The sequence below is a fragment of the Streptomyces canus genome (assembly GCF_001514145.1).
GTDB lineage: Bacteria > Actinomycetota > Actinomycetes > Streptomycetales > Streptomycetaceae > Streptomyces > Streptomyces canus.
The window spans coordinates 921,791-934,673 of sequence record NZ_KQ948657.1 but is presented as its reverse complement, the minus strand read 5'-3'; the positions used below and the strand labels follow the sequence as shown (position 1 = coordinate 934,673).

The window sequence follows — 12,883 nt, the reverse complement described above, 5'->3', positions numbered from 1 at the left end:
GCCTCCCGACAGTTCGTCCGGCTGTGGGCTGCCGGGAGAGTACTTTCCGCACGTTGCCCTCGTGTTTCGGCCACAGCAGAGTGAGAGACATGGATCAGGCACAGGCTCACACGTGGCTCGCCACCGCCGTCGAGGAGGCCCGCGCCGGGCTCGCCGAGGGCGGCATCCCCATCGGGGCCGCGCTCTACGGCGCCGACGGCACCCTCCTCGGGCGCGGCCACAACCGGCGCGTCCAGGACGACGACCCCTCCATGCACGCGGAGACGGCCGCCTTCCGGGCGGCGGGACGGCAGCGGTCGTATCGCGGTACGACGATGGTGACCACCCTCTCGCCCTGCTGGTACTGCTCCGGTCTGGTCCGGCAGTTCGGGATCGGCCGGGTCGTCGTCGGGGAGTCCGCCACCTTCCACGGCGGGCACGACTGGCTCGCCGAGCACGGCGTGGAGATCGTGCTCGTCGACGATCCCGAGTGCATCCGGCTGATGCGCGACTTCATCGAGAAGAACCCGGCACTGTGGAACGAGGACATCGGTGAGTGACACCCCCCAGCCCCGCATCCCGACCATCGACCTGCGGCCCTGGCTCTCCGCGGACCCCGGCGCCCGCGCCGCCATCGCCCGCACCCTGGACGAGGCCCTGCAGACCGCCGGGTTCTTCCTGGTCACCGGACACGGTGTCGACCCGGAGCTGCGCTCCCGGATCCGGGAGGCCGCGCGGACGTTCTTCCGGATGCCCGTGGACGTCAAGCAGCCGTACTCCGCGAAGGTCGGCGGCCGCGGCTGGCTCGGTCCCGGCGCCGAGGCCAACGGCTACTCGGAGGGCACCGAGACCCCGCCGGACCTGAAGGAGTCGCTGACCTTCGCCACCCACGAGCCCTTCGAGGACCCGGTCGTCAACGCGGAGTGGTACGCGCCGAACGTCTGGCCCGCCGAGGTGCCCGAGCTCCAGACGCTGTGCGAGGAGTACCTGGAGCGGATGGGCGAGCTGGAGAAGCAGCTTCTGTCGCTCCTCGGCGAGGCCCTCGGGCTCGCACCCGACTTCTTCTCCCGGCACATGGACCATCCGACGTACGGCTTCAACATCAACTGGTACCCGGGCACGGAGGTGATCGGAGAGCCGCAGCCGGGCCAGTTCCGCATCGGCCCGCACACCGACTTCGGCACGGTGACGATCCTCGACCGGCAGGCCGGCAAGGGCGGGCTCCAGGTGTTCACGGACGAGGGCGGCTGGGAGGACGCGCCCTTCGACCCGGACGCCTTCACCATCAACATCGGTGACCTGATGGCCCGTTGGACGGGGGACCGGTGGCGGTCCGGTCGGCACCGGGTGCTGCCGCCCCCGGCCGACGCGCCCGCCGAGGAGTTGATGTCCCTCGTCTACTTCGGTGAGTGCACCCCGGGCACGACCGTCGAGTCGGTACCGGCACCGGTGGGGCGGGTGGCGCACGAACCCGTCGACTCCCACGTGTACTTGAGGGCGAAGCTGGACTCGATCACGGTCGACTGAAGCGATCCCAGGGTCCCCCGTAGTCCCTCCGGTTACGGGGGATACAGTGCGACGGCCGTTTTCCGGGGCGGCCGTCGCAGCTGGGGGAGACATGAGGAAAGCCGTACGGGGACTGCTGGTCACGGCGACCGCCCTCGTCGCCGCGGCCGCCGGAGTCGGCGGCACCCTGCTCTACCAGCGGATCACCGGCCCGGACTCCTCGGCTGTCGACGCGCAGGCCGCCGCGCTCGCCCAGGATCTGCGCCAGGATCTGACCGCCGGCTTCTACTCGGCGGGCGGCGGCACCTACGGCGGGCAGTTCACCGAGGGCACGATCGTCGCGCAGGTCGAGGAACACGGCGGCGCGCTGCTGGGCATCGACGCGGACGGCACCCTCGGCCACACCGCCGAGGTGATGCTGGGCTTGGTGCCGCCCACCGGGACGACCGTCTCCGCGCGCGCCTACCCCGTCCGCTGCTACCGCTTCACCTTCGCCCGCGGCGCCTTCAGCGTGAAGCACACCGACATGACCTGCCCGAACGCCCAGGCCGACGGCCGACCCGGCAGCCTCGCCGCACAGATGGGCGGACTGCTCGCCCGGCAACCCGCCACCGCGAGCGCCTACCGCAAGATGTCGGCCGCCGGCTACGACCACACCGCCGACGGCGCCACCCGCTTCCTGACCGACAAGCGCCTGGTCTCCGCCAAGGACACGGTGACCGACCTCTCCGGCAGGGAGGCCGGCACCGGCGTCTACGCCGTGGCCCTGCGCGTCAACGGCGTCTGCCACTACCTGCGCATGGACTCCGGGTCCGCCGCCGCCGGACTGATCCCGCTGTGGGCCGCCCCGGCCGACGAACAGCACACCTGCCGGGCCCAACAGGCGGTCACCGCCTCCGCGTTGCACGGCAGCGACCCGGCGAAGGAGGGCTGAGCGGTCACCGCGCCGGTGACCGCCTGCGCAGCGCCGCGTACAGCACCGCGCTCACCGCGAAGCCGACCACCGGGGTGATGTCCCCGAACGACGGCCAGTGCTCCGGTACGTAGCCGACGTAGTCCTCCTGGTTGGAGAAGAGCGGCACGGAGACCGCCACGCCGATCAACAGGGCGGCAAGACCCGGCCAGTTGGTGAAGGAGCGGTCGGTCAGACGGGCCGCCGACTGCTCCTGGGGCACCCGCGCCCGCAGCCACCGCTCCACCAGGACCACGCCCAGCCACGGCGCCACCCAGTACGCGATCACCAGCAGGAACGCCTCGTACGCCGCCCCCGCGTCCGAGAGCGACGCCCACGCCGCCGCCGTACCGGCGACCCCGGACACCACGACCAGCACGCTCCGGCTCAGCCAGGCGGGCAGGTTCAGGCCGAAGGAGGCGATCGAGATCGCGCCGGAGTACACGTTGAGGGCGTTCGCCGAGACCGCGCCCAGGATGATCGCGAGCAGCACCAGGTCGCCGAGCCAGCCCGGGAGATGGCCCGTGAAGGCCGCCGTCGGGGTCGCGTCCTTCGGGGCCACGATGGTCGCCGAGGCCGCGCCGATCACCGCGACCACGGTGACCGACAGGAACAGGCCGAGCGCCGGGTACAGGACCGTCCTGGCCTTGTTCGCCGTACGGGGGAGATAGCGCGAGTAGTCCGAGGCGTACGGGTTCCAGCCCGCCGCGTAGCCCCAGGCCGCGCTGAAAGCGAGCAGGAAGCCGCCGATTCCGCCGCCCGTGCCGCCCCCGCCGAGGTGCGCGTCCTTGAAGGTCCACACCCCGGCCAGCAGGAAGATCACCGCGAGGGCGGGGAAGGCGTACTTCTCGAAGACGTGGACGAAGTTGTGGCCGATGAAACCGATCAGGATCTCGGCGGCCACCACGAGCAGGAGGGACGGCAACGGTCGCAGCCCGGTCAGGGTGTTGAGCGCGAAGGCCGCGCTCACACTGTTCACCGCGAACCAGCCGACGCCCGCCACCAGGCCGTTGGCCGCGGCGGGCAGGATGTTGCCGCGGTGGCCGAAGGAGAGGCGGCCGATCACCATCTGCGGCACCCCGAAGCGCGGCCCGTCCAGGGACAGCACGCCCTGGGTGAGCGCGCCGAGCGCGGTGCCGAGCACGATGGCGGCCGTGGCCTGCCAGAAGCTCAGACCGAAGAAGAGGACCGCGATCACACCGATGAAGACGGTCGCGAACTCGATGTTCGGAGAGGCCCAGGTCCACAGCAGTTGCAGCGGGCCGCCGTGGCGTTCGGACTCGGGGATGGGTTCCGAGCCCGCCGACTCGACGGCGATGACCTTGTCACCATAGGCGGGGGCGAGGGTGCCGGCGGAGTCGGCGGGAGCTGTCGTCATGCGAGGTAAGTGTCCGGTCCGTACCGGCCTGCGCCCAGGGGCGCATTGTCCGTTTCGGGGGGCCCGCCGACGTACACCTTGTCAGGAGGCGTCCTTGGGGTCCTCGCCGGACTCGCGGCGCTTCAGCTCCTCCTCGCGGCGGCGCAGGTCGGCCTCCCAGTCCTTGAGGAGCGCCTCGTCCTTCTTGTTGTCCGCCTTGAGGGAGTTCAGGAACTCCGGGTTGTCGTCGGGAGCGACGTACTGCGTGCGGTGGTTGCGGTGCCACTCCGAGGGCGTACGGCCGTTCGCCGGCGGGTTGCGCAGCTTGCCGGCCGCGAGCCACGCGACGGGGCCGACGATCCAGAACAGCAGGATGATGAAGACCCAGGCGATCTTGGGGAGGTGCTTGGCCTCGTCCTCGGGGGTGTTGAGGCAGTCGATGAACGCGTAGATCGTCAGCGCCAGCGGGATCAGGTACATCAGCAGCCGGAACATGTGCTTTTGGCCCCCAGGGAACGTTGTGTGGAGCCTGTGACAGGCCCCTGACGGGGTCAGGGTAGCGGCTCGGGGATACTGGACCCCATGGCTTACGACGATCTTCGCTCCCTGCTCAGGGCACTGGAACGCGAGGGAGACCTCAAGCGGATCAAGGCCGAGGTCGACCCGTATCTCGAGGTCGGGGAGATCGTCGACCGGGTGCAGAAGGCGGGCGGTCCCGCGCTGCTCTTCGAGAACGTCCGCGGGTCCGCGATGCCGCTGGCCATGAACGTCTTCGGGACGGACCGGCGGCTCCTGAAGGCCCTCGGCCTGAAGTCGTACGGCGACATCTCCGAGAAGATCGGCGGACTGCTGCGGCCCGAGCTGCCGCACGGTTTCGTGGGCGTGCGCGAGGCCTTCGGGAAGCTCGGCGCGATGACACACGTCCCGCCGAAGAAGGTGAAGTCCGGGGACGCCCCGGTCCAGGAGGTCGTCCTCACCGGCGACGACGTCGATCTCGACCAGCTCCCCGCCCTCTTCACGTGGCCGCAGGACGGCGGGTCCTTCTTCAACCTGGGCCTGACCCACACCAAGGACCCGGAGTCCGGGATCCGCAACCTCGGTCTGTACCGCCTGCAGCGCCACGACAAGCGCACGATCGGCATGCACTGGCAGATCCACAAGGACAGCCGCAACCACTACCAGGTCGCGGCCCGGCGGGGCGAACGCCTCCCGGTGGCCATCGCCTTCGGCTGCCCGCCCGCGGTCACCTACGCCTCCACGGCGCCCCTGCCCGGCGACATCGACGAGTACCTCTTCGCCGGGTTCATCGCGGGCAAGCGGATCGAGATGGTGGACTGCAAGACGGTCCCGCTCCAGGTCCCGGCGCAGGCCGAGGTGGTCATCGAGGGGTGGCTGGAGCCGGGCGAGATGCTGCCGGAGGGACCCTTCGGCGACCACACCGGGTTCTACACCCCGCAGGAGCCGTTCCCGGCGCTGAAGATCGACTGCGTGACGATGCGGAAGCGGCCGCTGCTCCAGTCGATCGTCGTAGGCCGCCCCCCGACGGAGGACGGACCGCTGGGCCGTGCGACGGAACGGTTCTTTCTTCCGTTGCTGAAGATCATCGTGCCGGACATCGTGGACTACCACCTGCCCGAGGCGGGCGGCTTCCACAACTGCGCGATCGTCTCGATCGACAAGAAGTACCCGAAGCACGCGCAGAAGGTGATGCACGCGGTGTGGGGGGCACACATGATGTCCCTGACCAAGCTGATCGTGGTCGTCGACGCCGACTGCGACGTGCACGATCTGCACGAGGTCGCCTGGCGGGCGCTGGGCAACACGGACTACGCCCGTGACCTCTCGGTCGTCGAGGGGCCCGTCGATCACCTCGACCATGCCTCCTACCAGCAGTTCTGGGGCGGCAAGGCGGGCATCGACGCGACGAGGAAGTGGCCCGAGGAGGGCTACACACGGGACGGCGGCTGGCCCGAGATGGTCCTGTCCGACCCCGAGACGGCGGCGAAGGTCGACCGCCGGTGGAAGGAGTACGGACTGTGAGCAGCGCCTCCGCGGCACTCCCGCAACCGGGACGCACGAAAGCCTTCCTGCGGCTGGTGATGATCGAGCACTCGGTCTTCGCGCTGCCGTTCGCGTACATCGCCGCGCTCACCGCGATGTTCGAGTGGGACAAGAACATCCACTGGGGGCGGCTGCTCCTGGTGACGATCTGCATGGTCGGCCTGCGGACCTTCGCGATGGCGGTCAACCGGATCATCGACCGGGAGATCGACGCGCGGAACCCCCGGACGGCACAGCGCGAGCTGGTCACCGGTGCGATGTCGGTGAAGCACGCCTGGACCGGTGCGCTGGTCGCGGTCGTGGTCTTCCTCGGCTCGGCGGCGCTGCTGAACCCGCTGTGCCTGGCGCTGGCCCCGGTCGCCGTCATCCCGATGGTGGTCTACCCGTACGGCAAGAGGTTCACGAACTTCCCGCAGGCCATCCTGGGTCTCGCCCAGGCGATGGGACCGGTGGGCGGCTGGCTCGCGATCACCGGGGAGTGGTCCTGGGACGCGGTCGTCCTGGGCCTCGCCGTCGGCATCTGGATCGGCGGGTTCGACCTGATCTACGCCTGCCAGGACGTGGAGACGGACCGGGAGATCGGCGTCATGTCGGTGCCGGCGCGCTTCGGCATCCCCGCGGCGATCTGGGGTGCCCGGGTCTGCCACTTCCTGACGATGTCCCTCCTCATCTGGTACGCCGTCGCCACGGAGGCGGGCGGGTTCTTCTGGGTGGGCCTGATGATCGTGGCGAGTGCGTTCGTCTACGAGCACTCGATCGTGCGGCCGCATGATCTGTCCCGCCTGAACCGGGCGTTCTTCAGCGTCAACGGCTTCATCGGGATTGCCCTGTTCGTGTGTGCGTTGCTGGATCTGCTGGTGCGGGGACTGACGGTCTGACCCGGCCCCGGGCCGCTAGGCGGGTTCAGGCGTCCGGCGCTTGAACACGAACGCCGCCGCCACCCCCGCCACCAGGCCCAGCAGGTGCCCCTGCCAGCTGACCCCCGACTGCGTGGGCGCCAGGCCCACCAGGATCGACGTGCCCCACACCGCGCCGACCAGCAGACCCACCAGCACCCCCAGCGGGCGCCGCTCCACGAAGCCGGTGACCAGCAGGTAGCCGAAGAGGCCGAAGATCAGGCCCGACGCGCCCGCCGTGTTGGTGTGGGCCGGGGCTATGAGCCAGACGCCCAGGCCGTCGGCCACGATGATCAGGGCGCAGACGGCGGCGAACCGGCGCAGGCCGCCGAGGGCCGCGAGGAAGCCCATGACCAGCAGCGGGACGGTGTTCGCTGCCACGTGGGCGAAGCCGAAGTGGATGAAGGCGGCCGGGACGACGTCGACCAGCTCGGACGGGGTGCGGGGTGTGATGCCGAGGCCGTCGAGCGCGTGGCCGCTCGCCACGTCCACCACTTCCAGCAGCCACAGCAGCGCGACCCAGCCCACCATCACCTTGGCCGCGGCCTTGGCGCGATCACCGCGCGACCACTCGAGTTCCCTGCCCGTCATGGCAACCCCCCACCACTCACTCGTCCCCATCCAAGGAACGACCGGCCCCCTTGGCCGGTTCCCACCCTGTGGCGCCGGATAGGCTCGGGGGTGTGAACCCAGTCAAGCCAGGAGAGACGCGGCGTACGCCTTGGATCGTAGGGGTGTCCGGCGCCTCCGGCACCCCGTATGCCGCGTCCGTGCTGCGCGCGCTCCTCGCCGCCGGTGAGAGCGTCGACCTGGTGGTCTCCCGTGCCTCGCGGCTCACCCTCCTCGACGAGACGGGGATCTCCTTCCGGGACGCGCACTGGCGCGAGGACCTGCGGGAATGGCTGGACCGGGGGGCCGACGGCAAGCCCGGCACCTTCGAGGCGGACATCACCGACGTGCGGTACTGGAACGCCGGGGACCTGGCCGCGGGGCCGTCCTCGGGGTCGTATCCGAGCAAGGGGATGCTGATCGTCCCCGCCTCCACCGCCTGCGTCGCCGGAGTCGCCCTCGGCCTGTCCAAGGACCTGCTGCAGCGGGCCGCGAGCGTCACCCTCAAGGAGCGCCGCAAGCTGGTCGTGGCCGTACGGGAAACCCCTTTGAACGGCCAGACCCTCCGGCATCTCGTCACGCTCGACGACGCGGGCGCGAGCGTGGTCCCGGCCTCGCCGGGTTTCTACGCGGGCGCCACCCACATCCAGGACCTGGTGGACTTCGTCGCCGGGCGGGTGCTGGACGCCGCGGGGGTCGGGCACGACCTGTACCGCCGCTGGCAGGGCGAGCTGGGCGGCGGCGCGTCGGGTCAGTAAGGCACGTGGCAGTACCTCTCATCACTTCAGGCACTTTTCAGCGGAAGGCTTCGATCGCATGGACGCGGTGGACAGGCAGCTCATCCAGGCCCTGAGGGAGAACGGCCGGGCCTCCTACGCGGAGCTGGGGCGCCTCGTCGGTCTGTCGGGACCCAGCGTCACCGACCGCATCAACCGGCTGGAGGCGGCCGGGGTCATCACCGGTTACCGCGCCACCGTCGACGCCGCCTCGCTCGGCCTCGGCGTCACCGCGCTGATCGGTATCTCGCTGGGGGACGCCGTCGACCACGAGGACGTGGCGCGCCGGCTGAGGGACCTCGGCGAGATCGAGGACTGCTGGTTCATCGCGGGTGACGACTCGTACATGCTGAAGGTCCGGGCGTCGGACGTCGACGGTCTGGAGAAGATCATCCGGCGGCTGTCCGGGACCAAGGGCGTCTCCCGGACCCGTACCACGATCGTGCTCTCCACGAAGTGGGAGAACCGGGTCGGAGAGCTGCCCGAAGAGGCGTAGACGTACGGTTGTCGGAGTCGTTCGGGGTCGTCGGAAGAGGTGTGGGCATGGATGTCGGGCTCAAGCGCGAGCTGGAGGAGAAGGTCGGGGCCGGTGAACGGCTGACCCGTGAGGACGGCATCGCACTGTACGAGTCGGACGACCTGGCCTGGCTCGGCGGCCTCGCGCACGAGGTGCGGACGCGGAAGAACGGCGACGTCGTCCACTTCAACGTCAACCGTCACCTCAACATGACCAATGTGTGCACGGCGTCCTGCGCCTACTGCTCCTTCCAGCGCAAGCCGGGCGAGAAGGACGCGTACACGATGCGCATCGAGGAGGCGGTGAAGCTCGCCAAGGCGATGGAGGGCGAGAACCTCACCGAACTGCACATCGTCAACGGCCTGCACCCGAACCTGCCGTGGCGCTACTACCCGCGGTCGCTGCGCGAGTTGAAGGCCGCGCTTCCGGACGTCTCCCTGAAGGCCTTCACCGCGACGGAGATCCACCACTTCGAGACCATCTCGGGTCTGTCGGCGTCGGAGATCCTGGACGAGCTGATCGACGCGGGCCTGGAGTCCCTCACCGGCGGTGGCGCGGAGATCTTCGACTGGGAGGTCCGGCAGCACATCGTGGACCACCGGACCCACTGGGAGGACTGGTCCCGGATCCACCGCCTGGCGCACGAGAAGGGTCTCAAGACCCCGAGCACCATGCTGTACGGCCACATCGAGGAGCACCGGCACCGCGTCGACCACGTCCTGCGCCTGCGCGAGCTCCAGGACGAGACCGGCGGCTTCCAGGTCTTCATCCCGCTGCGCTACCAGCACGACTTCGTGGACGTGAAGGACGGCAAGGTCAGGAACCGCCTCCAGGCGCGCACGCGGATGGCGACGGGCGCGGAGGCCCTGAAGACCTTCGCGGTCTCCCGGCTGCTGTTCGACAACGTCCCGCACGTCAAGGTCTTCTGGGTCATGCACGGCGTCCAGACGGCCCAGCTGGCCCTCCAGCACGGCGCGGACGACATGGACGGCTCGGTGGTCGAGTACAAGATCACCCACGACGCCGACAACTACGGCACCCCGAACAAACTGACCCGCGAGGACCTGCTGGACCTGATCCGCGACGCGGGCTTCCGCCCGGTGGAGCGGAACACGCGGTACGAGATCATTCGCGAGTACGACGGCCCGGACGCGGGACGCCGCGAGGAGCCGCAGCCGATGCGGCTCTGACCCCGAGGTCGGACGCCGAGGGGCGCGGGGGGCAGCCGCGCGTCGGGCGCGAGTGGCCTCTTCCGGTCGCGTGGGCCCGCCCGCGGCGGACGGCGGCTGCAGCCCCTTGAGGGCGCGGGGCTGCGCGACCAGCCCCTACCAGCCCGCAGCCGCGCGTCGGGCGTAGGTGGCCTCTTCCGGTCGCGTGGGCCCGCCCGCGGCGGACGGCGGCTGCAGCCCCTTGGGGGCGCGGGGAACTGCGCGACGGGTCCCTACCGGCCCGCAGTCGCGCGTCGGGCGCGAGTGGCCTCTTCCGGTCGCGTGGGCCCGCCCGCGGCGGACGGCGGCTGCAGCCCCTTGGGGGCGCGGGGAACTGCGCGACGGGCTCCTGCCGGCCCGTAGCCGCGTGTCGGGCGCGAGTGGCCTCTTCCGGTCGCGTGGGCCCGCCCGCGGCGGACGGCGGCTGCAGCCCCTTGGGGGCGCGGGGAACTGCGCGACGGGCTCCTGCCGGCCCGCAGTCGCGTGTCGGGCGCGAGTGGCCTCTTCCGGTCGCGTGGGCCCGCCCGCGGCGGACGGCGGCTGCAGCCCCTTGGGGGCGCGGGGAACTGCGCGACCGGCCCCCACCGGCCCCAGCCGCGCTTCCGGCGCAAGTCGTCCCCTTCGTTCGCGTTCCCCCACCCCGGGTACTCGCCCAGCATGGTGAGCACCAAGTCACCGGAAGACGCCTACACCGCCGAACCCTTCGTTCCCGGCCGCGGCGGTCTGGCCGCGCTGCGCAAGGCCGCCGCCGGCTGCCGTGGCTGTCCCCTGCACCGGGACGCGACGCAGACCGTCTTCGGCGAGGGCGCCGTACACGCGCGCGTGATGCTCGTCGGGGAGCAGCCCGGCGACCAGGAGGACCGGCAGGGGAAGCCCTTCGTCGGTCCCGCCGGCAAGCTTCTCGACCGTGCCCTCGCGGAGGCCGGTATCGAACCGGCGGACGCCTACGTCACCAACGCGGTGAAGCACTTCAAGTTCACGCAGGCCGAGCCCCGCAAGCGCCGTATCCACAAGGCGCCCAGCCTCCGGGAGATGACGGCCTGCGGCCCCTGGCTCGCCAAGGAGCTGGAGCTCGTCGAACCGGAGTTGATCGTCGTCCTCGGCGCCACCGCCGGCAAGGCGCTGCTCGGCTCGTCGTTCCGGGTGACGCAGGTGCGCGGGACCGTGCTGGAGGAGGAGATCCACGGCAGGCGGGAGCGACTCGTGCCGACCGTGCATCCGTCGGCCGTACTGCGGGCCGAGGACAGGGAGGGTGCGTACCGGGGCCTGGTGACGGACCTGGAGGTGGCGGCCCGGGCGCTGGGGTGACGCATGTGACGCCGGAATCGGGTTGAGGCGCCGGATGCGTAATGTCTAGCCTTCCCCCATGCCCCTTACCTTCACCCTCGACCCGGCCGTCACCCCCGCCCTTCGCGACGGGGTCCTCGACCTGTGGACGGACGTCTCCAACGCGGGCGGAGCCGTCGGTTTCGTGGCGCCGGTGGAGCGGGAGACGGTCCGCCCCGAGCTGGTGAAGCACTTCGTGGGGATGGCGGAGGGACGCACGCGGCTGCTCGTAGGACACGACGAGGACGGACAGGTCGCCGCCACCGCCTTCTTCAGCCTCAACACGCACCGGCTCATGACCCACTGGGTGTGGCTGTACACGGTGATGGTGCACCCCCGCCACCAGGGCAGGGGCTACGGCCGCGACCTCCTCTCGGCGGCGGCCGACGCGGCCCGCACCTTCGAGGACATCGAGGCGATACGGCTCACCTGTCGCGGCGGCCTCGGTCTGGAGCGTTTCTACGGCTCCTGCGGCTACAAGGAGGTCGGCCGCATACCCGGCGCGATCCGCGTCGCACCGGGTGACGACCGGGACGACGTGATCATGCTGCTGCCGCTCGCCTGACCCCGTTCGAAGACCGGGTGTCCGGCGTGCTTCACTGGACGGTGCCCCTTTGGGGTGTTCGGGCCGTTCGATACGGATACGGAAGAGTGGATTGACATGCTCCGCTACACGCTGATGCGCCTCGGGATCCTGGTGGGCTGCCTCGTGGTCGTCTGGGGCCTCGTCTACTCCGGCCTCGCCCCGCGCGGCCTCGGCGACTCCAACGGCATGTGGATCGTCCTGCTCTCCCTGCTGCTCTCGGCTCCGATCAGCTTCGTGGTCCTGCGCAAGGAGCGTGACCGCGCCTCCATCAAGGTCGTGCAGCGGGTCGACCGGATGAAGGCCAACCTCGAGGCGAACCGCAGCCAGGAGGACGAGGCAGCCGACGAGGCGAGCCGTCCCCAGGGGCAGGCCCCGCAGACCTCCTGAGGTCAACGCCCGCGCTGCCGTGCCCGCGTGACCGTAGGCTTTGCGCATGGGTGTCGTGAAGAGCAAGCGGATGCCGCGTGCCGTGCGGGAGCAGCAGATGCTGGACGCCGCAGTGGAGATCTTCGGGCAGCGTGGGTACATGGCCGCGTCGATGGACGAGATCGCCGAAGTCGCCGGTGTGTCGAAGCCGTTGGTGTATCTGTACCTGAACTCCAAGGAAGACCTCTTCACCGCGTGCATCCGCCGGGAGGCGGCCGCGCTCACGGAGGCGGTGCGGACGGGGGTGCGGACGGAGCTGCCGGCCGACCGCCAGCTCTGGGACGGGCTGCTGGCGTTCTTCACCCACACCTCGGGGAGCCCGCACGCCTGGTCCGTGCTGCATCTCCAGGCCCGTATCCACGGTGAGGCGTTCGCCGCCGAGGTCACCGCGATGCGCGAGGAGATCGTGGCGTTCGTGACCCACCTGATCGTGGTGGCGGCCCGCGAGGCGCACCGCGATCCCGACCTGCCCGAGCGCGAGGTCGCCGGCCTCGCCGAGGCGCTCGTCGGCGCCGCCGAGTCCCTCGCGGCCTGGGCCAACGCGACCGAGGGCGTGACCGCGAGGCAGTCGGCGGCCACCCTCATGAACTTCGCGTGGGCGGGCCTCGGAAACCTGATGGAGGGCCGACCGTGGACCCTCCGGGACACACCGTCGGAGGGCGCACCGCTGCAGGTCGGCTGACA

The 12,883-nt window shown here is 70.6% G+C and carries 15 protein-coding genes; 12 read left to right on the top strand and 3 right to left on the bottom strand.

Features of this window, described 5'->3' with window-relative positions; genetic code table 11:
• Positions 1-89: 89 nt before the first annotated feature.
• The 3 genes from AQJ46_RS09105 (at position 90) to AQJ46_RS09095 (ending at position 2,419) form a co-directional block, all read left to right on the top strand.
• Positions 90-539, top strand: a complete 450-nt coding sequence (locus tag AQJ46_RS09105) for a nucleoside deaminase (protein WP_208616895.1) — start codon at positions 90-92, stop codon at positions 537-539.
• The gene (locus AQJ46_RS09100) at positions 532-1,506 is read left to right on the top strand and encodes an isopenicillin N synthase family dioxygenase (protein WP_059205030.1); all 975 of its coding nucleotides are present in this window, start codon (positions 532-534) and stop codon (positions 1,504-1,506) included. The genes AQJ46_RS09105 and AQJ46_RS09100 overlap by 8 nt, the downstream gene beginning before the upstream one ends.
• A gap of 91 nt (positions 1,507-1,597) precedes the next feature.
• On the top strand, positions 1,598-2,419 hold the full coding sequence (locus AQJ46_RS09095; protein ID WP_059205029.1) for a hypothetical protein: 822 nt from the start codon (positions 1,598-1,600) through the stop codon (positions 2,417-2,419).
• Positions 2,420-2,423: 4 nt separating this feature from the next.
• On the opposite strand, the gene AQJ46_RS09090 is transcribed toward AQJ46_RS09095, so the two are convergent.
• A complete protein-coding gene (locus tag AQJ46_RS09090) occupies positions 2,424-3,815 on the bottom strand; it encodes a purine-cytosine permease family protein (RefSeq protein ID WP_059205028.1) in 1,392 nt (463 codons plus the stop codon).
• An 81-nt stretch (positions 3,816-3,896) separates the two neighbouring features.
• Positions 3,897-4,289, bottom strand: coding sequence for a PLD nuclease N-terminal domain-containing protein (locus AQJ46_RS09085; protein WP_059205027.1), 393 nt, complete (start codon positions 4,287-4,289; stop codon positions 3,897-3,899).
• Between the two features lie 87 nt (positions 4,290-4,376).
• On the opposite strand from AQJ46_RS09085, the gene AQJ46_RS09080 reads away from it, so the two are divergent.
• Both AQJ46_RS09080 and mqnP read left to right on the top strand, forming a co-directional pair.
• On the top strand, positions 4,377-5,834 hold the full coding sequence (locus AQJ46_RS09080; RefSeq protein ID WP_059205026.1) for a menaquinone biosynthesis decarboxylase: 1,458 nt from the start codon (positions 4,377-4,379) through the stop codon (positions 5,832-5,834).
• Positions 5,831-6,733, top strand: a complete 903-nt coding sequence (mqnP, locus tag AQJ46_RS09075) for a menaquinone biosynthesis prenyltransferase MqnP (RefSeq protein ID WP_057608046.1) — start codon at positions 5,831-5,833, stop codon at positions 6,731-6,733. Before AQJ46_RS09080 ends, mqnP begins: the two co-directional genes overlap by 4 nt.
• 15 nt (positions 6,734-6,748) lie before the next feature.
• Here the strand turns inward: mqnP and AQJ46_RS09070 are convergent, their stop codons facing one another.
• The gene (locus AQJ46_RS09070; RefSeq protein WP_059205025.1) at positions 6,749-7,342 is read right to left on the bottom strand and encodes a rhomboid family intramembrane serine protease; all 594 of its coding nucleotides are present in this window, start codon (positions 7,340-7,342) and stop codon (positions 6,749-6,751) included.
• A 92-nt stretch (positions 7,343-7,434) separates the two neighbouring features.
• Here AQJ46_RS09070 and AQJ46_RS09065 point away from each other — a divergent pair, with 92 nt between their 5' ends.
• From AQJ46_RS09065 to AQJ46_RS09035, 7 genes are all read left to right on the top strand, one after another.
• Positions 7,435-8,118 (top strand): UbiX family flavin prenyltransferase, encoded by a 684-nt coding sequence (locus tag AQJ46_RS09065; protein ID WP_063803778.1) that lies wholly within the window; start codon positions 7,435-7,437, stop codon positions 8,116-8,118.
• Between the two features lie 58 nt (positions 8,119-8,176).
• The gene (locus AQJ46_RS09060; RefSeq protein ID WP_057608043.1) at positions 8,177-8,632 is read left to right on the top strand and encodes an Lrp/AsnC family transcriptional regulator; all 456 of its coding nucleotides are present in this window, start codon (positions 8,177-8,179) and stop codon (positions 8,630-8,632) included.
• Between the two features lie 47 nt (positions 8,633-8,679).
• A complete protein-coding gene (gene mqnE / locus AQJ46_RS09055; RefSeq protein ID WP_057608042.1) occupies positions 8,680-9,843 on the top strand; it encodes an aminofutalosine synthase MqnE in 1,164 nt (387 codons plus the stop codon).
• 675 nt (positions 9,844-10,518) lie between these two features.
• Positions 10,519-11,169 (top strand): UdgX family uracil-DNA binding protein, encoded by a 651-nt coding sequence (locus tag AQJ46_RS09050; protein WP_107117226.1) that lies wholly within the window; start codon positions 10,519-10,521, stop codon positions 11,167-11,169.
• 58 nt (positions 11,170-11,227) lie between these two features.
• A complete protein-coding gene (locus AQJ46_RS09045) occupies positions 11,228-11,752 on the top strand; it encodes a GNAT family N-acetyltransferase (protein ID WP_059205023.1) in 525 nt (174 codons plus the stop codon).
• A gap of 96 nt (positions 11,753-11,848) precedes the next feature.
• A complete protein-coding gene (locus AQJ46_RS09040) occupies positions 11,849-12,160 on the top strand; it encodes a DUF4229 domain-containing protein (RefSeq protein ID WP_059205022.1) in 312 nt (103 codons plus the stop codon).
• A 46-nt stretch (positions 12,161-12,206) separates the two neighbouring features.
• Positions 12,207-12,881, top strand: coding sequence for a TetR/AcrR family transcriptional regulator (locus AQJ46_RS09035; protein ID WP_059205021.1), 675 nt, complete (start codon positions 12,207-12,209; stop codon positions 12,879-12,881).
• The last annotated feature ends 2 nt before the right edge of the window (positions 12,882-12,883 follow it).